The sequence below is a fragment of the Pseudomonas sp. v388 genome, assembly GCF_003935425.1.
GTDB lineage: Bacteria > Pseudomonadota > Gammaproteobacteria > Pseudomonadales > Pseudomonadaceae > Aquipseudomonas.
In genome coordinates, this window is record NZ_RHQN01000012.1 from 14,635 (window position 1) to 34,898 (window position 20,264).

Genomic DNA, 20,264 nt, shown 5'->3' on the forward strand with positions numbered 1-20,264 from the left:
GATCCATTATGGTCGGTGACGATCGATATTTAAGCTCGACCAATTTTCCCAATTTCCCTAGAATCAACGATTTCAAAACCTTTTAGTTCTATTTTTTGGAGCATTTCAGCTGCGTAAGCCGAGAAAAAAATATACCCCAACAGGCTCGTGTCTCGAATACTGAAAACGTCCTTGTCGACGTCCGGTTTGACTGCCAGGCTTGCAATATGTTTTATTTCTCCAGTCTTTCTATAGTCAATATTTGAATTCGAACGGTCGATGATCTCGATGGATTCTCGATGCTCTGCACGCTGGCGAATGAAGTAATAATTGCTGGCCCCGCTTTTTTCGCCTTTAGGTGTCACTATATCAAGCTTTGCGATCTCCCAATTTCCTTTTGATAGAGTTTCAAATATAGAAAAAAAATGTTCGCTAATGATGTGTCCGCCAAAAGCTGAACGGAAATCGAAGTCGTATTTTTTGTCTTTGGTGACGAGGATAAGCTTAGCAGGAAGGCTCGCAAGCGTTTCGCCGGGTTCTACGTAGTACCAGCTTTCTCCCATGCCTTCGTCATAGATGCCGGCGTAAAATACCTCATTAAGCACGCCGTCAATAAAGGATGGGCAATATTTTTCTTTTTTCATTGCAAGTGTGTAATGCATTTGAACCTCGTTAGCAAAGTCGACCAGTTGTCGATTTGGTTCGTATTCTTCCTGAGATGGTTTTCTTTCGAAGACTACGTTGGAGTGACTCGACTTGTTGTTTTGCCTGCGCCTTTGATAAAGAATTAGCATAGTAGCGATTCTTGATGCGCTCTATTTTCTCATCGACAAGTGCCGAATAGTCTTTGTGCGAGCCGTTGTGATAAATCTTGGCGCCAATTGTTGAACACATTTTAGTTTAGCGGCGATAATATCATAGCTTTATCAGCCGCTAGGTGGCTATTCGATACCGGCGGGCTTGGGCAAGCATATACTGCCCCAGCTCCCTGTCTGCTTTCGCTGTACAAGAGATATTAGAGATTCTCCTGAAGGACAGCCTTTTTTTCCGAATTTAACGGGTGTCAGAACAAAGAGAAAAACTTTATCGTCTTCATCTGTATCGGCTGCGTCAGGTTTTTTGTTCCATGCCTTGTTCACTACAAGGAGTGCATCTATTTCATCTGGCCAGGCAAGATCGGAGTAGGCGTCTTGCGATCGACAGATCAGCATACTTTCTTTGAGTGGAGCATTATTTTTCGTGCGATCCGCAAGCCTTGAAAGAAGGTGTACTGGGAATGCCCAAGGGTCGTCGAGCGAAAGATCTAGACGAGGCAATGGCCAGTCCCCGGGGAGGCACAGAAAAAGCTCGGTACGAGGAACGTTGCGGAACAAACCAACGGTGAAGAGCAGTTTTAGTTTGTTTTTCCCATCGATACAACTGATACGCAGCTGTACGCCATTCGTGCTTATGGTGGGCGCAAATTTCTCTGGTAATACCCAGCCGGCTGTATTGTGAACAAAATTTATAATCGGCCCGCCGAACTGTTCATCTGCACTGACAGTAATATCCTTGACGCTTAATGCGCCCCGCTTTTCGAGAATCTCTTTGATCTCGTCTTGCCCCCAGGCTTCGGCTAGATCTCTTGGCGAAATATTCAGCCTTGTGTGCAGCCTGTTGATATCTGCCCCATTATCGATCAATAGCTCACAGGCTTCCCGATGACCGGAAATTACTGCTTCCATCAGAGGAGTAGTGATACTCAAATTGTCGGCATCGACATGAGCTCCTTTTTTCAGGAGAAGTCGCATGGTCAGCAAATGGCCGTTGGCGGCAGCATTATGAAGAGCTGTAGAGTATCCTTCTTCGCTGGCAGTGACGTTAATGTCGATACCCAGCTCGATCAATCTTTCGCAGATGCGCGACTTTCCATACTCTGCAGCTTCGTGAAGTAGCCCGCCGCGTCCACGCAGCCCATGTCTTGGCGCATCCCTAAGCTCTGGGATGTGTTTTAATGCCTCCTCAACGCAAGAAAGCTGGTCATTTTTTATATAAGAATATAAGTCTAATAAAGTTCCACGATTTTTTTCGCATATAACTGCCATGTCGTCATTTTTTTTCAAAATCTGTTCCTTTCCATTAACTTGCCCATCGCTCGGAGCTCTTCTACCACTGATGCTTTTCCGCCTTTGTCTGCAATGGACAGTGCTTCAAAAACCTTCTTCGCGCTAGCAATAGAATGATTACCTGCGCCGTTCTGCGCCCATGTGAAATTACGTAGGTCATTGTTCAGGCCGATCTTGTGCTTTGCTAATATCTCCTGCGCACCCGTAATGTAGCGTTGATTCTCAGGCTTCCAGGTGCGAGGCGCCTTTTCTCTTACAATATGGTGATAGTGCGGATTGACCATGCCTGCGGGGGCTGGCCCCATTTTGGCCTTATCCGCTTTGCTCAAGCGGCAGACCTCCCACCCCCACGGATCCACCCACCCAATCGGATTCGGCGCGTATTGATACAGGTTGATCCCACCCGCCAACCCAATCGGATCCGGGGTGGTAAACCGTCCGATATCCGGATCATAGAACCGAAACGTGTTGAAGTGCAGCCCTGTCTCTCGGTCCAGATACTGACCCTGAAAGCGCAGGTTCTGTTCTTCGAGGTAGTACGGCTCGCGGGTTTCTTCGGCGGTATTGCCCCAGACGTGGTAGCGCGCCTGCCAGACGGTGTGGCCGTCGTTTTCGGTCAGTTGTTCGGGCAGGCCGTTGAGGTTGTTGTGGTAGTAGCGGATCCTTTGCAGGGCGCCAATGCCGTCGACGCGGGCCAGCGGTTCGTAGCCGTTGTCGGCGTACACGTACAAACTGGTCTGGCTGTTCTTGTGTTCCTGCAGCAGGCGCATGCCGTCCCAGGTGAAACGGGTTTCGCCCAGCGGGAAACCGTGGCTGTCGTGTTCAGACTTCTCGATTCGGCGTCCCAAGGGGTCGTACACCATCTTCACGATGGTTTCCCGCGCGCCATGCTGGTTGCGCACTTCCACGAGCCGGTGCTCGGCGTCGTAAGCAAAGCGCTGCACGCGATGGCTGCCGCTGCGTTTCTCGATCATCCGCCCGAAGGCGTCGTAGCGATAACGCTTGTCCTCATAAGTCAGCAGCTTGTTGTGGACCACCAGACCTGCGCCTTGGGGTGGGCCGTCGAGCAGGTTGGCGGCGGCGTCGTAGGCGAAGGTTTCGCGCTGACCTTGCTGGCTGTCCTGGCTGGCGATGATGCGCCCGGTGGCGTCGTAGTGCAGCAACTGGCGATGTTCGCTGCGTGGTTGCTGGTCTAAACGACCGATCAGGTTATCGGCGGGGTCGAACTCGAAGTGCTTTTGCGCGGCCGCCGGCAGAATCGGTGCTTGGCTAGCATGTCGGCGTTTACGCGAGCGAAGACGTCCGCTGCGGTCGTATTCGCTGCGGGTGCTGATCTGGCCCTGGGTGCGCAACACTTCACGATGCAGGCGATCACGCTCGAAGTCGCTGATCAGCTGACCATCCAGATTAATCTGGTGCAGATGACCGCTGCCGTAATACAGATGGTTGAGCCATCGGCCGTCAGGAAGCTGGGTCTGGAGCAGATTACCCAGCTCGTCGTAGTGATGTTTCAAGCTGCCGGCAGCACTTTGATCCTCCACCAGCTGGCCAAGCGCGTCGTAGCTGAATTTCAGCCGGGATGACTGGCCGGCGTGGTCGATGAACGCTGCTTCGGTCAGTTGATCGACCGGGTTATAGGTGTATTCCGTACGGCCGTCGTCGGTGATTTTGGCGATCAGGCGCCCGACCGGGTCGCGCTCCAGCAGATGAATGATCGGCGGGACGGCTTCACTCGGTACCAAGGCCAGACCGCTGCCGAAAGGCGCCGGTACCCACTCCACGCGAGTGGCATTATCCAGAGGGTCATAGCCGTAGCGTCGGGCGCTGCCGTCAAGGTCGGTTTGTTCAGTCAGGCGATCACCTGCATCCCACGCAAACCGATAGCTTTCACCATTTTCGTTGGTCAATGCCTGCAAGCGGCCGTAGATGTCGTAGCTGAACTGCACACCTCTGCCGACCGCATCGATTCGTTGACGAACCTGGCCGCGACGGTCGTATTGATAACCGGTGGCGTGTCCCGCGGGATCGACATAGCCGGTGAGCTGCCCGCTGCCGTCGCGCAAGTATTGCTCGACCCGCCCATCCGGCAGCTGACTGCGCAGCAGTCGGCCTTGCGCGTCATGTTCATAGGTGGTGCGCTCGCCCAGCGCGTCGGTGACGACCTGTAGATAGCCATGCCGGTCGTAGCTGAAACGGGTTGGATATCCCGAGCAGTCGACATGCTCGATCAGCTGCCCCAGCTCGTTCCATTGAAGGGTCTTGCGTTTGTCGGTGGCGTCGATGATTTCCACGGTCTGGCCATGGTTGTCGTAGCGATAGCGGGTCACCTGGCCGAGCGGGTCGATCTCGTCGGTGCAATTGCCGCGTGGGTCGTAGCGATACTGCCAGCTGTTGCCCGCCGCATCGGTTTCTACCGCCGGCAGCGACCAGTGCTCCAGCCACAGAGTCGATTCGCGGCGGCCCAGCGGATCGAGCGTTTCGGACAAGTTGCCCGAATCGTCGTAGCTGTAGCTGTACTGCCCACCCTGAGGATCGGTAGCGCTCAGCAATTGACGTTCATCGTTCCATTCAAAGCGCCAGGTGTTGCCGAGATTATCGGTGTATTCGGTGATTTGATGTTGCGGGTTCCAGCGGCGCAGGCTGCTGCGTTGCAGGCCATCCACCACACGGGTCGCGCCATTGCTCAGGTCATAGCTGAACGCATAGCTGTCACCTTCATCGGTCCAATGTCGGACCACACGCCATTCAACGCCATCGATCTGCGCCCACTCGTAGAAGCAGCGCAACCCCGTGGGTAATTGGTGCTCGACCATGCGCCGATCAAGGTCGTAGGCAAAGCGGCGCTGGATCTGGCCCAGCGCATTGCGAACTTCCGCAAGGTCGCCACGACTGTCGTACGCATAGCTGACCAGTACCTCGCGCTGTTGATCGGGATAGAGCCGCTCGACTTGCTGCAGCCGCTCGGGCCATTGCTCGCTATAGACCAGTTCCACCTGGACCCAATCGAGCGTGTCGCGCAGGCGCACCAGCTTGCCCGCCGCATCGTAGTCGAGGTAGATGCGGTTGTCGTTGCGGTCGCCCAACTGGCTCAGTCGTAGATGCGAAGCATTTTCCGGCGTGGGCTCGAAAAGCCGATACAGGCCCTCGTCGCTTTCGATCAGCAGACGACCATCGGGATTGCGTCGCACGACCAAGCCTTGGCCAGCGCTGAAGGCTGCGCTGCCTGGCGCAATGGCGCCCATGTCGATGCGCCGTGCTTGTTCATCGTTGTACAGCAGTCGCTCACCGCCATCGGGGTGAGGTTCGATGTGTACGCTGATTTCATAAGACAGGCTCCAGCCCGCGCCGAGCAGACTGTTACTCCGCTCGTCACGGCTGTTGTAAAAGCGTTGCCAGTCGATGGCGAGCACGCCCGGCAGCACGAAATCCAGTTCATCCAGACCGCCCAGTACCTTGGCGCCAGTGGCGGCATGTACCGGGTTGGGCGAGCCGGTCATGGCGTTGCTCAGCGCTCCGGTCGCCTGGCTGACCACAAAGGAATTGACTCCAGACAACAACATGCAGGGCAGATTGGCCTTGAAGTTGCCTTTCTTGCCTTTGAGCATCATCAGTGCCGTCAATGCCAGGCCGACGCCAGGCGTTTTACCACTGCGGATCTCGCGGACCACCACCGATCCGCCGCCGATGGTGACATTCGAGGACACCATTCCGGACGACACCACCTTGGCGTCACACGTACTGCGGTCGCCACTGCGCACGGCGGGCTGGCCGTTGATGCTGACCTTTTCCGAGCCTTCGGCGAGAAACTGCGGAGGCATCGGCGGGTGCTTGCTGCAAATCACCAGATCCAGCGGCTTGGGCACTGCGCCTGGCGTCGGTGTGGCGACAGTCGGGCGCCACATCTGCGAGAAAAACTCTTTGGCGACATCCACAAAGCCGGGTCCTTCACCCTGCGGCTGTTCGGCAGGTTTTGCCGCTTCAGACTCGCTGTTCGATGTGCCGCCTGGATTCATATGTGCGGGCACGGCACCGGCTGCGCGAGCCGCCGGGATCGAGTTGGTGAAGGTGTCAGTGGAGCCGGTGAGAATGGTGGCCTGTACCGTGGGCGGGAACAGGCTGTTGGCAAGGCCCTCGCACATCTCGCTCAGGCCTTTGTCGACGCAGGTCTTGCTCATCGCCAGGCCGACAATGACGCCCACCACCGCGCCCAGCACGCAGCCGCCGACCCCGGCCGTGGCAATCGTGAATCCCGTCGCCGCCGCCACGGCTGCTGTTGCCAGCATGCCGATGGCGACGTTGGCCGCCACCTCCAGAACGCCGCCCAGAATATCGGCCATCATCGAGCTGTGTTCGAGCCCGTCGCCCAGTCGGGCGGCCCAGAGAGCGTCAGACATTCAGAAGGCTCGTCACGCGAAAGTCAGTGTCTGCTTGAGGACAGCCCAATGGTTGGCCTCTGGTTCGCCCAGTGGCTGAGCTTTCACGTAGCTGAGGGCAATCATTTTGCGAGTACCCGGCTGTACAAAGGCGAGCTGGAGCTGATAGACGTTTTCCGTGCCCTTGCTGAACTGGCTTCGCATTTCGATGGCATCGATAGCCTGGTCAGCGGCTATACGCACGTTCTGAACCTGCTGATAGCGCAAGTCCTGTACCTGCTTTTCCAGGCGCTTGAGTTGATCGTCGAAATTGCTCTGCAGGGTTTCGCCCTCGGCCAGCACGCTGCGACTGATGATCAGCGAGGTTCCCAGTGTCGGAAACTTGAGAATATTGATCGAAGCGTCCTGCAGCTCGCTTTCCGGTAGCTGAAACTGAAGCTCATTGATGCGATACGTCATGAAGGCGAAATCTCTTTATTTGGGCTTGGGAAAGACAGCAGCGACGTTGGCGTCGATGGACGCTTTGACGCCCTGGCCTTCAGGTGCCGCGTCGGGACCTTTGCCGTTGTTCAGGTGCAGCACGCCGCCGGTATTGAACTGTGCGTCGCCGCTTGCATGGAAACTGATCTGCACGCCGCTCAGGTTGATCTGGCCACTGGCGTTGAGCTCCAGCACACTGGCGCCGCACACCAATCGCAGGTTTTCACCCACCTCGATCAGATAGCTCTGGCTGATGCTGTCGGTCTTGCTCTTGCCGACCGCCAGCACATCGTCCTGTCTGACGATGCGCACGCGGTTATTGCCGATCAGCACCGTTTCATCGTGGCCGATGCTTTTGACCCGGTCGTGGCCGACCGAATGACTCTCATCCACTTCAACCACAATGTCCTGATTGCGCTCGGCATGGATGTACAACTGCTCGGCTCCCTTCTTGTCCTCCATGCGGATTTCGTTGAAGTTGGCCGGCGTGCCGCCTTTGCTTGAGCGGCTCTTCATGCCGCTCTGGGTCGCGTTGGCGGGCAGGTCGTAAGGCACGGTCTGTTCGGCGTTGTAAACGCGGCCGGTGATGATCGGGCGGTCGGGGTCGCCTTCCAGAAAACTGACGATCACTTCCTGGCCGATCCGCGGGATCTGCATCGCCCCCCAGTTCTTACCGGCCCAGGCCTGTGACACTCGAATCCAGCATGAGCTGTTTTCGTTGGACTGGTCGTGGCGATCCCAATAGAAATGCACCTTGACCCGGCCGAACTGGTCGGTCCAGATTTCCTCGCCGGCGGGACCGACCACCAGCGCAGTTTGCGGGCCTTTGACGATCGGGCGCGGGCTGTTGGCCAGCGGGCGGAAGCTTTGCTGGGCGTCGATGCAGGTCATACCGCATTCGAACTGCACGCCGCCCGCGCCCGCGCCGCTTTCCAGGCTTTCCTGAGCGATGTAGTAACGCGTCGCGACGATCAGGTATTCGCGGTTCTGATCCTGACGCCCGAAGCCGGACAGGCTGAACAGATTGCCGGCGCCCAGACCCCGTGCGTTGCCGCTCAGCTCGATTCGCTCGTGCAGACTCTGCAACGCTTCGAGGCGAGTGCGGGCGTAATGCTCGCCGTCCTGGCTTTGCACGTAGGTGCCGGGGTAGTCGAACAGCGGGTAATCGCCAGCCGTGTGCGGGCGCGGCATCGCCGAGCGCACTTCGATACTGGCGCTGGGGCGCTGGAAGTCGTAGTCGTTGAGTTCCAATGAGCCGGACTGGACTTCCTGCGCCAGGCGCCAGTCGTTGATGTGGTCGCGTTCGCGATGCTGGCCGTCGGGCGGGAAATAGGGCACCGATTCATAACCGGGCACCGGCTGGTGAGCGCCGTAGGCGTCGGCCAGTACCAGCACATGCCGGTCCTTCTCATGGCGGAAGAAATAGTAAATCCCTTCCTGCTCCATCAGACGGCTGACGAAATCGAAGCTGTTTTCCCGGTACTGAACGCAATATTCCCACTCGCGATAAGGCTTGCTGAGGGCGTCCTCGAAATCGGAGAAGCCCAGGTCGCGGAAGACTTGTTTGATGATCTGCGGGATCGTCTGGTTCTGGAAAATTCGGCAATCGGAAGTGCGGCTCAGCAGCCAGAGCCAGGGGCGCAAGGTCACGTGATAACTAGCGAACTGGCCTTGTTCGACGCTCTGACTGCAGCGCGCCACGATGCCGTGAAAATAGCGCTGACCGCCGCCGGCCAGTTGCAGCGCCAGACTCATGGGTTTGCCCAGCAACTGATTGAGGTCGATGGCGCCATCGGAGGAGGTCAGCTGCAGGTCGTAGCTGAACAGACGCCCCAGCTCATCGCCGCCGCTCATGTCCTTGAGCAGCAGCACGTCCGGCCCTAACGGGCTGGTGATTTGGGCCAAGCGGGTGAGTTGCTGGAAATTCATCGGTTATCTCGTTGCACTGAGTTCATTGCTTCCCCGACGGCGAGGTTGCGATGCACGTACCGGCCTTTTCAACAGCAATTGAGTTGGGCCCGTAGGAGCGAGCTTGCTCGCGAAGGCGGCTTTTCGGGCGACAGGGCTGGCGAGGCTGCACTGGCCGGTACGCCGACAAGCTGGGTCCTACGGCTTTGATCATTGGATCTGGTCACTGAACTGGTAATGAAAGTCGTTATCCCGCTGGCTGATACGCACGCCGGCCAAGGCCTTGCCTTCGAGCATGCGGGTCAGGAATTCGCGACTCATGTCCGGCAGCAGGGTATTGGTCAGGATGGTGTCGATCATGCGGCCGCCGCTTTCGGTTTCGGTGCAGCGCGATACGATCAGATCGATGACCTGGTCGTCGTAATCGAACGCAACCTTGTGGGTGTTTTCCACGCGCTTCTTGATCCGGTCCAGTTGCAGGCGGGTAATCGCCTTGAGCATGGTGTCGCTGAGCGGGTAGTACGGAATGGTCACCAACCGGCCCAGCAGCGCAGGCGGGAAAATCTCCAGCAACGGCTGGCGCAGGGCCTTGGCGATGGCTTCGGGATCCGGCACGTCCAAGGTGTCCTTGCACAGGTGCGAGATCAGCTCGGTCCCCGCGTTGGTGGTCAGCAGGATCAAGGTGTTCTTGAAATCGATGACCCGGCCTTCGCCATCTTCCATGACGCCTTTGTCGAATACCTGGAAGAAAATCTCGTGCACGTCCGGGTGGGCTTTCTCAACCTCGTCCAGCAACACCACGCTGTAGGGCTTGCGCCGCACGGCCTCGGTGAGCACACCGCCTTCGCCATAGCCGACATAGCCGGGTGGCGCGCCCTTGAGCGTCGATACAGTGTGAGCTTCCTGGAACTCGCTCATGTTGATGGTGATGACGTTCTGCTCACCGCCATACATGGCTTCGGCCAGCGCCAGCGCGGTCTCGGTCTTGCCTACGCCGGAAGTGCCGGCCAGCATGAAGACGCCGATAGGCTTGCCCGGATTGTCGAGCCCCGCGCGTGACGTCTGGATGCGCTTGGCGATCATCTGCAGCGCATGGTCCTGGCCGATGATGCGTTTTTTCAGATGCTGGTCCAGATTGAGGACCGTCTCCAGCTCGTTACGCGCCATGCGGCCCACCGGAATTCCGGTCCAGTCGGCGACCACCGAAGCCACTGCCTGATAATCCACCGTGGGCAGGATCAGCGGGTTCTCGCCTTGCAGTGCGCTCAAGCGCTGTTGCAGGTCGACCAATTGTTCACGCAGCGCCTGACCTTGATCGGTGCCAGCATCGCTGTCGACCACGCCTGCGCTTTCCCGCAATTGCGCGCGCAGCGCCAGCAATTCGTCGACCAGCGCTTTCTCATCGGCCCAGCGGGTTTCCAGTGTGGCCAACCGTTCGTGTTCAGCGACCAGCAGCGCCTCGGTACTGGTCTTTCGCGAGCCGATGCCAATGCCGATGGCCTGCTCGCGGGCGATGATCTGCAGCTCGGTTTCCAGTGCCTCGATCCGACGGCGGCTGTCGTCAACCTCGGCTGGAACCGCGTGCAGGCTGATGGCGACCCGTGCGCAGGCAGTGTCCAGCAGGCTGACGGATTTGTCGGGCAACTGACGGGCCGGAATGTAGCGGTGAGACAGTTTGACCGACGCTTCCAACGCTTCATCGAGGATCTGCACCTGATGGTGCTGCTCCATGGTCGAGGCGACGCCGCGCATCATCAACAGTGCCTTGTCTTCGGATGGCTCGGCCACTTGCACAACCTGGAAGCGGCGAGTCAGGGCAGGGTCCTTCTCAATGTGTTTCTTGTACTCGGCCCAGGTGGTCGCCGCGACCGTACGCAACGAGCCGCGTGCCAGCGCCGGCTTGAGCAGGTTGGCGGCGTCTCCGGTGCCGGCCGCGCCACCAGCGCCCACCAGCGTATGGGCTTCGTCGATAAACAGGATGATCGGCTTCGGCGAGGCCTGCACGTCTTCGATGACCTGGCGCAGACGCTGCTCGAATTCGCCTTTCATGCTTGCGCCCGCTTGCAATAGCCCGACGTCCAGGCTGCGCAGTTCGACGTCCTTGAGCGCAGGCGGCACATCGCCGGCCACGATGCGCAAGGCAAAGCCTTCGACCACTGCGGTTTTGCCGACGCCCGCTTCACCGGTCAGGATCGGGTTGTTCTGGCGACGGCGCATGAGGATATCCACCAATTGGCGAATCTCTTCATCGCGACCCACGATAGGGTCGAGCTTCCCGCTGCGCGCCTGCTCAGTCAGGTCGACGGTGAATTTCTTCAGAGCTTCCTGCTTGCCCATGGCGCTGGGCGACATCGCACCACTGGCTTCGCCCGGCACGGCACCGGCACTGAAACCGTCACTGGCGCCAAGGGCGTTTTCCGGGGAGTCGCCCACATATTCGTCGAAGCGCTCGCTCAGGCTTTCGACCTTGACCTTGTCGAACTCCGCAGACAGGCCCAGCAGTGCATGGCGCAGGCTGGGCGTTTTGAGGATACCGATCACCAGATAGCCGGTGCGCACCTGACTTTCGCCGAACATCAGGCTGCCGTAGACCCAGCCACGTTCAACCGCTTCCTCGACATGGGACGACAGGTCGGTGATCGACGTCGAACCCCGCGGCAGGCGATCCAGGGCGTCGGTCAGATCCCGTGCCAGACGCGCCGGTTCGATGTTGAGCTGACGCACGATGCGGTGCAGGTCCGAATCCTGAAGCTGCAACAGTTGGTGGAACCAGTGCGCCAGTTCGACATACGGATTGCCCCGCAATTTGCAGAAAACCGTGGCGGCTTCGATGGCTTTGTAAGCCACGCTGTTGAGCTTGCCAAACAGTGCTGCGCGACTGATCTCACCCATGTTCATTGCTCCCTGAAAGTTGTGCGGACGAAGTCTGGTCGGCGTAATGCCGGGCCAGAATCAGATCCTTGGCATCGTGTTGGCGTTTGCCCAGCCAGGTGTTGAAACCCAGCCGCTGGCGTCCGTTGAGTTGGAAGGGCGGGATTTCGGGTTGTTCCAGAATCAGGTTCAGATCCCAGTCCAGCTCGTGGCCCATATATTCGGCGACCCAGGCCACCAGCTCTTTGAACGGCTGGCCGTCAGGCAGCATGCCCATGTAGTCGGCAAGCTTGAGCGGCCCCAGGCGAATGCGGAATTTGTGCTGGCGATCCCATACGTAGCGGCCCAGACAGAAGTCGTTGCCCAAACGGTTGGAGCTGACGCCCACGCGGCTGCGCTCAGGCAGTTCTAGCCATTGACCTACGTATTCCTCGATCTCGACCGGCAGCCCAAAGTACTCAGCCAAAATGGCCCGCAGCCCGTCGGGATAACGCGTCTGGGCGGCCAGATGGCCGCTGAAATGCAACTTGGCGGTATCGGGAATCAGCCCTTGGCCCAGCAGGCTGGACATGCCGCGCCCGCTCAGCGAGGCCAGCCTGACCGACCAATAATCGTCGTCGGGTCGGTCGTGGCTGACCGTGGGCCTGGCCTCTGCCCAGGCGCGATAGAACAGGCTCAACAGACGATGATGGAACACGTCCAGGAAACGTTTGCTGGCGCTGTCTGCGTTGTTGCGCTGGCGCTCGCGCACATATTCGGTGATGTGCAAAGGCAGCGGTCCGTTCGGGCCGCCGAGGCCGAAGAAGAATTGCTCCAGTCGGGCCGGCTTGTCGCCTTCCGCTGGTTTCACCGATGCCAGTGTGGCGGGCGCAAACGAGCTTTCCGGTTGCTGGCCCAGGCGCAGCGGATCGTCTGCCAGGCGTAGCGAATGGCCCAATCGCGGCAAATCGGGCGACTCGCACTCGATGCGACGCAGTGCCTGGAAGAAATCGTATTCCCAGGGCTGATCCTGCATGTCGTTTAACGTATTCACAGGGTCGGACGGCGTCCTGGCTTGGCTTTCCATCGCATGATCTCGCCGCGTTCGGTGGTACGGATCACCGTCTCGGTAAAACTGTTGATCGACACGTAACGTGCCAGGAAACGCTCGAAAACAGCACCCAGCAGAAACACGCCGGTGCCGCGGAAAGCGTTCTCGTCGAATTCCAGAGTGATTTCCAGCCCACGACCAAACACGATCGGCCCCGGCATCGGCAGGCGCCTTGTGCAAGGTTTGCTGCTGACGTCGCGCAAGCCTTCGATCTGCAATTGCAGCGCCGCATCATGGTCGTCGCCGTACAGGCGCAGCAATTCACGCAACGCCGCAGCGCCCTGACCTCGCTCGCTCAGCGACAGGTAGTTGAGCGACAGCTGGCTGATCAACCGCCATGCCTTGTTGTCGTGCGCATGACTGGCGCGGGGTTGGCTGGGGCCGGCCAGGCAACGAATGGCTGCCACCGGAGCGCTGTCGGCCAGGGTGAAATCGGTCTTGCCGGTGCCCACGCTCATGAATAGCGGCAGGTCGCGGTTGGTGCATAAAGCGCTAAGGCCCAGTTGCCGCAGATCATGCCGATAAGGCGCCTGCTGGCTGTCGACCAGGCTGATGAACGTTTCGCTGCCGACGTAGTTCGAGCGTGTCCCGTTGCGCCGCTGCTCGCTGGAAAGTACCCGAGGCTCGCGCCGCAACACGTAGTAAGCCTTGTCGCGACCATAGCGTGACGGATCGCGCACGGCGTAGAACGGCAGGAATGGTTGATCCGGGCCGGTGCCATGGCCGGTCACGGACTTGAGCGAGTGGACCTCGAAATCCATCGGCCGGGTACGGTCGGCGATGGCGTGGTGCTCGTTGACCCGGTCAGACAAGTGAATACGGTCCAGGCGGCGTGGGAACAGGTTGATGGCCGGCGTGCAGAACGGCACGAACTGGTCGGCGCCAATGCTGCTTTCAAGGGGCTGGTCGAAGCGGTCGAACAGCACGATCAGCTCCAGTTCCTGACCATCGCAACGCTGTACGGCGCGAGTCAGCTCGGCGAATTCGACGAACAGAAAACGCTGGGGCAGGGCGAAGTATTCCTGCAACAGCCGATAGCCCTGGAAGGCTTGCGGCACCACTGGCAAAGCGGCTTCGCGGTCATCGAACCCGCAAGGGCGCAATGCGTCCGCCGGCAGGCGCTCGACCCAATCCGCTCCAGGCTGGCGGGCAAATACCGCGCAGGCATTGCCCAGCAATTGTTCGTAAAGCCTGAACGGCTGCTCATCCGCGCCACTGAGATAGAGCGGCAGGTTGTTCAGGTCCATTTTGTCGAACGTCAGCTCGGCACCTGCGCGCAGCGTGATGCGCAAACCGGCCTTGGCCTTCGGCTCACTGGCGGCCAGACGACCCAGCACTGCGGAAGGATTACCAAAATACTGCGCATCGCTGACCTTGATCGGCCACAAGGTCACCTCATGAGCGGTCCGGTATTCGCAGGACGTCTGTGAGTCACGTCCCAATGCGCCACGCAGCACACTGTCACGGGGCAAGGTGAACCCCTGGCTCAGCGAGCCTTCGTCCGGGTCGGTCTGCATCTGCACGACGGTCATCGACGGCGTCGGCGCCAGGTAGTGCGGGTAGGCGATTTCCAGCAGGTTGTGGGTGAAGGTCGGGTACTCGGCATCGAGCTTGAGGTGCACTCGGGCTGTGAGATAAGCAAAACCTTCCAGCAAGCGCTCGACGTAAGGGTCAGCGCAATCGAGCCCCGACAGCGTCAGGCGCCCGGCAATCTTGGGGTACTCACGAGCAAACTCGGCGGCACTTTCTCGAATGTGCTGCAGTTCCTGATTGTAAAGCCCGAGCAGGCGCGGGTTCATGTACGTCTCCGTTGATCGGCGGGCAATACCTTGACGTGGCCGGACTCCAGATCCAGTTCAGTGCGCAGCAACAAGGGCAGGGCGACGGGCTGTGCCCAAAGATCGCCCTGAATCTCGAAACTCAAGGCGTTGTGATTCATCTGGTCGTGACCCACCCGAGCGCGCACGCTCAAGGTGTGAGGCAGGATGCGCGGCTCGAAGGTGACGATGGCGCGGCGGATCAGGCTTTCCAGCATGCCGATATCGATGCTCGATGCGCTGTTGCCCGCCAGCGCCGGTAGCCCGAAATTCACTACCGTGGTGCCCGCCTGACTGTGCAGCGTCGTATCGGCATCCAGCAGGGAAGTGGTGTTCAACAGCCAGGCGAGGTCACGCAGCACCGAAGCCTTGAGCTGGTTCAGGGACAGCACCCGCTTGTCCGCGCTTTCCTGCGGATTGGTCGGATCGTCGTCGGTAAGGCGATCGAGCAGGGACGGTTGCAGACGCTCGCGCGGAATCAGGTCGTTCACCAGTCGAACATCGCCGTGAACAGTTTCTGATCATGGCCGCGCGAGCACATGCCGGCCTGATTGACGCTGGAGATCTCCAACACGCCATTGCGCAAGCGCAGCGCCTGGGCAGTCTGCACGCAGTCGAAGCCAGATTCAGCGGCGCGCTCATCGTGGGTCAGCAGGACAATGGGCGTTGATTTGAAGGTTTCCACTCGCGCCCGGCCGTTACGATCCTGGCTGAACTGGCAGGGCCAGGGCAGTTTGGTCGCGAGTCGGGCACCGTTCGGCTTGAGCACCGAGCATTTGCCCTCGACATTGATAAGCGAGAGATTTTGCCCGCCCAGGCTGACTTGAGGTGAGTCGCCCGTTGTGGCGGAAGTCGAAGATCCGGACTCGGCGCAGGCGTTGAGGCTGAACGACAGCAGGCCGAGCAGGACTGTTCTGACGATAACGCGGCTCATGTCAGCTCCCAGAACCAGACTTGTCTGGACATGTAGTTGCCGTCGGAATAGCCGGTGGTACGGCCGCGATTCCATAGGTCGATATGGTCGCCCGAGCGTTGGTCCAGGTCTTCATTGGGCTGGGTGAAGCAGTCCTTGAAAAAGATCAGGCCGGTCTTGTGCTGAAGCTTGAGCCGTTCGGTCGCCGATCCGCCGAGAATCAGCGGCCGTCCCAGGTGGTGTTTCCATAGCCAGTTCGCCAACGATTCGGCGCCTCGGGCGTGCTCGTGCTTGCATTTGGGTTCGGTATAAGTGGATTTGTTGACCTTGATGGTCAGCTCGGCATTCAGCGTCATGCTCATGCGTATGGCGCACTGGTTCGCCCAAGGCCCGTCGCAGGGCTTGGCGTCAGGGTAAGTGTTCAGTAGATCGGAATACGCCCGCCACAGGTTGATGAACGAAGGCTTGGCCATGACTCTGTTTCCCTACAGAAAGAGGAGCGAAATGACGTTTCGTCGTCAGCAGATGCCCCCGGCCTGAATCGCCGGGGGCCGGCTAATCAGCGCTTGGTGTTAGAGCGAATGTTCCAGCCGTACTTGATCGGGCCGCCTTCCTTCGAGCCGTCGGCCTTCTGTGGCTGGTAGTCGACCGTGACCTGAGCGAAGTTCAGGGTGACGTTTTCCACCATGCGGTCATCGCTGCCCGAGCCGCCGGTGCTCAAGGAGGTGATGATCACTTCTTCCAGGTTGATGATCATGTACTCGACCTGGCTTTCGCCGCCGGCCTTGCGCACGGTCAGTTTGACCTTGTCGATGTGCTTGCCGCTGGAGCAATGCATCATCAGGTTTGGAGTGGCCTTGTCGACGTATTTGGTGATCGACAGGTCCTGGATGTTCACTTTGCCTGCACCGCCGCCGGTGCCCTGATGCATATTGCCGGACTGGGACATGCCCCAGCTCCAGTTCAGTACATCGACTTCGTCCTTGTGGGCCTTGTCCATGGACTCACCCTTGATGTCACCGATCTTGATGAAAATATCGACAGCCATGTTATCTCCTGATGTGGCATGGGCCACTGAATTGATTGATCACACCCAGGCATGAACTGTAGGAGCGGACTTTTCCGCGAAGAGGCCGGTACAGACGCTGCATTTGCGCGCCCTACTGCTCCGTCATCGCGGGCACGTCCGCTCCTACCTATGCCGCTTGAAGCATCCTTTCCTCAGGCACCCTTGGCCGAAGGCAGCTTCGAAACCAGGCGCAGCGATACGGTCAGCCCTTCCAGCTGGTAGTGCGGGCGCAGGTAGAAGCGCGAGTTGTAGTAACCCGGATTGCCCTCGACGTCCTCGACAACCACTTCGGCTGCAGCCAGCGGATGCTGGGCCTTGGTGGTTTCGGTGGAGTGCGCCGGGTCGCCGTCGACGTAATTGAGGATCCAGTCCTGCAGCCAGCGCTGCATCTCGTCCTTCTCTTTGAACGAGCCGATCTTGTCGCGCACGATGCACTTGAGGTAGTGAGCGAAGCGGCAAGTGGCGAACAGGTACGGCAGGCGCGCGGCCAGGTTGGCGTTGGCCGTGGCGTCCGGATCATCGTATTCGGCAGGCTTCTGCAACGACTGGGCACCGATGAACGCCGCGAAATCGGTGTTCTTCTTGTGCAGCAGCGGCATGAAACCGTTCTTGGCCAGCTCGGCCTCGCGCCGGTCGGAGATGGCGATCTCTGTCGGGCACTTCATGTCGACGCCGCCATCGTCCGTGGGGAAGGTGTGCGCCGGCAGGTTTTCCACTTCACCACCGGACTCGACACCGCGAATCCGCGAGCACCAGCCATAGTGTTTGAACGAACGGTTGATGTTCACCGCCATCGCATACGCGGCGTTGGCCCAGGTGTATTTGGCGCTGTCTGCGCCGTCGGTGTTTTCTTCAAAAGCGAAGGCTTCCACCGGATCGGTCTTGGCACCGTACGGCAGGCGCGCCAGGAAGCGCGGCATGGTCAGGCCGATGTAGCGCGAGTCTTCCGATTCACGCAGCGAGCGCCAGCCGGCGTACTCCGGTGTGGTGAAGATCTTGGTCAGGTCGCGAGGGTTGGACAGCTCCTGCCACGAACCCATGCCCATTACCGTCGGCGAAGCCGCAGCGATGAAAGGCGCATGCATGGCTGCGCAGACCTTGGACAGCTCGCCCAGCAGCTCGACATCCGGAGGCGACTGGTCGAAGTAGTAATCTCCGACCAGGCAGCCATAGGGCTCGCCGCCGAACTGGCCGTACTCTTCTTCGTACATCTTCTTGAACAGCGGGCTCTGGTCCCATGCCGTGCCCTTGAATTTCTTCAGGGTCTTGTGCAACTCAGGCTTGGAAATGTTCAGCACCCGAATCTTCAGCTGCTCATCGCTTTCGGTGTTGCTGACCAGATAGTGCAGGCCACGCCAGGCGCTTTCCACTTGCTGGAAATCCTGGTGGTGGATGATCTGGTTCACTTGGGCGGTGAGCTTGGCGTCGATGGCGGCAATGATCGACTCGATCGATTTGATCGCATCGTTGGACACCAGGTCAGTCTGCGCCAGAGCCTGCTCGGCCAGGGTGCGCACGGCAGTTTCCACCGCCTCGCGAGCACGCTCGGTCTTGGGTTTGAATTCTTGCAACAGCAGCGATGCGAATTCACTGGTCTGTTCGGTGGCCCCTGTCAGGGCCTGAGTTTCGCGACTCGATTCGGTCATGATCTGTGGTCCTGATTACGCGTTGGGCTCGGCGTCCTGAGGCTTTGGCGCACTCGCCAGGGCCTGGAGCAGCGCGGGGTCCTTGATGGCTTTCATGATGATTTCTTCTGCGCCGGTCTTGCCGTCCATGTAGGTCAGCAAGTTGGCCAGTTGAGTCCGCGCTTCGAGCAGCTTGTTCAGCGAGTCGACTTTGCGCGCCACGGCGGCCGGGCTGAAGTCGTCCATGCTTTCGAAGGTGATATCCAGGCTCAGGTTGCCTTCGCCGGTCAGCTCGTTAGGCACGTGAAATGCCACGCGCGGCTGCATGGCCTTGAGGCGCGAGTCGAAGTTGTCGACGTCGATCTCAAGAAACTTCCGGTCGGCGACGGCGGCCAGGGGCTCGGCAGGCTTGCCGGCCAGATCGGCCATGACGCCCATGACAAAAGGCAGCTGGACCTTTTTCTCGGCGCCATAAAGCTCGACGTCATATTCGATCTGGACGCGAGGTGCGCGGTTACGCGCGATGAACTTCTGAGAACTGGTTTTCGCCACGTTGCTCCTCCTGGTCGCTATTGCGACGATGTTGGCGTCATCGGTCGGTGCCGGTAACGGGATTGCGTGGCCCAGGCTGGGACTCCCATCGGGTGTCAGTCAGCCTCAGGCCCGCGCAAGTTTTCAAATTGGGACATACCGTCCGGGATCAGATTGCGCACGATGGTCTCGAAGTCCGCATGCACCAGCTTCCTGGCCCGGTTCAACAGCATCGGCAGCGGGCTCGACGGCTCGTGGCGTGCGTAATAGGTCAGGATCTGATCCAGGCCGCGCAGTACATCGTCGCGGCTGCCGATGCCGACATTGGCCCGCGTCCCGACCGAAGTCGGTGTTGTCGCAGATTCATGTGGGGAAGGGCTGTCAGACGATTCGGTGTCCGAAAGCTCTCTCTCGCCACCTGTCAGAACCAGCTCGCCCAGTACTTGCAGAGCCTGTTTGAGAGGCTGTTTCAACGCGGTCAGATCCACGCCCTGGGCCGAACCCACCTGATCGGACACCCAGCGCTCGATGGCTTCGGCTGCGGCGCGAGCTTCGTTGAGGGCGACGCGGGTAGCGGCCAGTTGATCGGGATCGCTGTCGCGTAGAGCACCGGATAACTCCTCGATACTCAGCTGTTCATCGCTGAAATGCTGCAGTCCGCTGGCGTTCAATGCCGCGCGCAGCGTGATGGTCCCGAACGCGCGTGAACGGATCAGAACGCTATCACGCAACAGGCGCACATTGGTGTCGCAGGCAAGGCCTGACAATGCGTTGACCCGAACGGTAGGGTCGTTGTTGTCATCGACATCGAGCTGCGGATAGATATCGGCCCAGTAGTTTTCGAGCAGTTGCTGGGTCAGAGCCAGGCTACTGCTCAGTCCGACGATTCCTTCAAGGGCCAGGGTGCTTTGCAGGAGGAAGTGGGTGATACGCAGATCTTTACTGCGCTGCAACAAAGCCACGCAGGTCTGCTCGATGGCACGCCACTGCGGGGGTTCGGCAGGTTGAATAGCATCGCCCATGACTCGTTCCGGTTTGCCTTGGGCGTCACGCTCCAACTGCAGAAAGTCCGGGTCATATTCCAGATCATCGCCACAGGGAAAGTTGGCGGAAATGGGGGCAAGCAACAACGGGACATCCACCAAAACCGATCTCCTTATCAAATCAGATGATGTATTGCTGTGCTTTGGGAAATTTTTTCTAACAAGTTCCGGGAATTGCTACCGGCAATCAATCCGTGATATCAAAGTGGCATCATGTATGTGCTGGCGTTGTGCATTTTTGGTGTAGTACAGATGCGTTGTCAAGGTTAAGCTATACGCCCTTTGTAACGCTGAAGGCGCCGGTAGCAGGGAACGTGCGGGCGTTCACGACTTTGACTCATTGTCATGAAACTGTTCTTGATTGCACGCGGACAGACAGCGGCACAATAGACCTTGAATGTTGCAATCGTTTCGCTCGTGCGAGGCGCGATTACGCCCACGCACACTTTCAATATTGAAT

16 protein-coding genes are annotated in these 20,264 nt (G+C 59.0%); all 16 read right to left on the reverse strand.

The features are described from left to right. Positions 1-29: 29 nt before the first annotated feature. Complete coding sequence (locus tag EGJ27_RS23510; RefSeq protein ID WP_158619386.1) at positions 30-641, reverse strand: Imm43 family immunity protein; 612 nt, start codon at positions 639-641, stop codon at positions 30-32. A 10-nt stretch (positions 642-651) separates the two neighbouring features. Then, positions 652-873, reverse strand: coding sequence for an AHH domain-containing protein (locus EGJ27_RS25400; RefSeq protein ID WP_125833139.1), 222 nt, complete (start codon positions 871-873; stop codon positions 652-654). A 47-nt stretch (positions 874-920) separates the two neighbouring features. Beyond that, positions 921-2,081 carry an ankyrin repeat domain-containing protein gene (locus tag EGJ27_RS23520; protein WP_177523092.1) on the reverse strand — a complete coding sequence of 387 codons (1,161 nt, stop codon included), beginning with the start codon at positions 2,079-2,081 and terminating at the stop codon, positions 921-923. Further along, the gene (locus EGJ27_RS23525) at positions 2,078-6,478 is read right to left on the reverse strand and encodes an RHS repeat-associated core domain-containing protein (protein WP_125833140.1); all 4,401 of its coding nucleotides are present in this window, start codon (positions 6,476-6,478) and stop codon (positions 2,078-2,080) included. The genes EGJ27_RS23520 and EGJ27_RS23525 overlap by 4 nt, the downstream gene beginning before the upstream one ends. 12 nt (positions 6,479-6,490) lie before the next feature. Then, positions 6,491-6,916: a DcrB-related protein gene (locus tag EGJ27_RS23530; RefSeq protein ID WP_125833141.1), complete on the reverse strand. Its 426-nt coding sequence runs from the start codon at positions 6,914-6,916 to the stop codon at positions 6,491-6,493. A 15-nt stretch (positions 6,917-6,931) separates the two neighbouring features. Then, a complete protein-coding gene (locus tag EGJ27_RS23535; protein WP_125833142.1) occupies positions 6,932-8,866 on the reverse strand; it encodes a type VI secretion system tip protein VgrG in 1,935 nt (644 codons plus the stop codon). A gap of 189 nt (positions 8,867-9,055) precedes the next feature. Next, positions 9,056-11,737, reverse strand: coding sequence for a type VI secretion system ATPase TssH (gene tssH / locus EGJ27_RS23540; RefSeq protein ID WP_125833143.1), 2,682 nt, complete (start codon positions 11,735-11,737; stop codon positions 9,056-9,058). Then, on the reverse strand, positions 11,730-12,782 hold the full coding sequence (tssG, locus tag EGJ27_RS23545) for a type VI secretion system baseplate subunit TssG (protein ID WP_125833144.1): 1,053 nt from the start codon (positions 12,780-12,782) through the stop codon (positions 11,730-11,732). Before tssG ends, tssH begins: the two co-directional genes overlap by 8 nt. Next, on the reverse strand, positions 12,746-14,605 hold the full coding sequence (tssF, locus tag EGJ27_RS23550; RefSeq protein ID WP_125833145.1) for a type VI secretion system baseplate subunit TssF: 1,860 nt from the start codon (positions 14,603-14,605) through the stop codon (positions 12,746-12,748). The genes tssG and tssF overlap by 37 nt, the downstream gene beginning before the upstream one ends. Next, complete coding sequence (tssE, locus tag EGJ27_RS23555) at positions 14,602-15,114, reverse strand: type VI secretion system baseplate subunit TssE (protein ID WP_371920881.1); 513 nt, start codon at positions 15,112-15,114, stop codon at positions 14,602-14,604. The genes tssF and tssE overlap by 4 nt, the downstream gene beginning before the upstream one ends. Further along, on the reverse strand, positions 15,111-15,557 hold the full coding sequence (locus tag EGJ27_RS23560) for a hypothetical protein (RefSeq protein ID WP_125833147.1): 447 nt from the start codon (positions 15,555-15,557) through the stop codon (positions 15,111-15,113). The genes tssE and EGJ27_RS23560 overlap by 4 nt, the downstream gene beginning before the upstream one ends. Continuing rightward, positions 15,554-16,009, reverse strand: a complete 456-nt coding sequence (locus EGJ27_RS23565; protein ID WP_125833148.1) for a type VI secretion system amidase effector protein Tae4 — start codon at positions 16,007-16,009, stop codon at positions 15,554-15,556. The genes EGJ27_RS23560 and EGJ27_RS23565 overlap by 4 nt, the downstream gene beginning before the upstream one ends. A gap of 86 nt (positions 16,010-16,095) precedes the next feature. Beyond that, the gene (locus EGJ27_RS23570; protein ID WP_125833149.1) at positions 16,096-16,584 is read right to left on the reverse strand and encodes a type VI secretion system tube protein Hcp; all 489 of its coding nucleotides are present in this window, start codon (positions 16,582-16,584) and stop codon (positions 16,096-16,098) included. A 173-nt stretch (positions 16,585-16,757) separates the two neighbouring features. Further along, the gene (gene tssC / locus EGJ27_RS23575) at positions 16,758-18,251 is read right to left on the reverse strand and encodes a type VI secretion system contractile sheath large subunit (RefSeq protein ID WP_125833150.1); all 1,494 of its coding nucleotides are present in this window, start codon (positions 18,249-18,251) and stop codon (positions 16,758-16,760) included. Between the two features lie 15 nt (positions 18,252-18,266). Continuing rightward, positions 18,267-18,782: a type VI secretion system contractile sheath small subunit gene (gene tssB / locus EGJ27_RS23580; protein WP_125833151.1), complete on the reverse strand. Its 516-nt coding sequence runs from the start codon at positions 18,780-18,782 to the stop codon at positions 18,267-18,269. Positions 18,783-18,877: 95 nt separating this feature from the next. Beyond that, positions 18,878-19,903 (reverse strand): type VI secretion system protein TssA, encoded by a 1,026-nt coding sequence (gene tssA / locus EGJ27_RS23585; RefSeq protein WP_177523093.1) that lies wholly within the window; start codon positions 19,901-19,903, stop codon positions 18,878-18,880. Between the last annotated feature and the right edge of the window lie 361 nt (positions 19,904-20,264).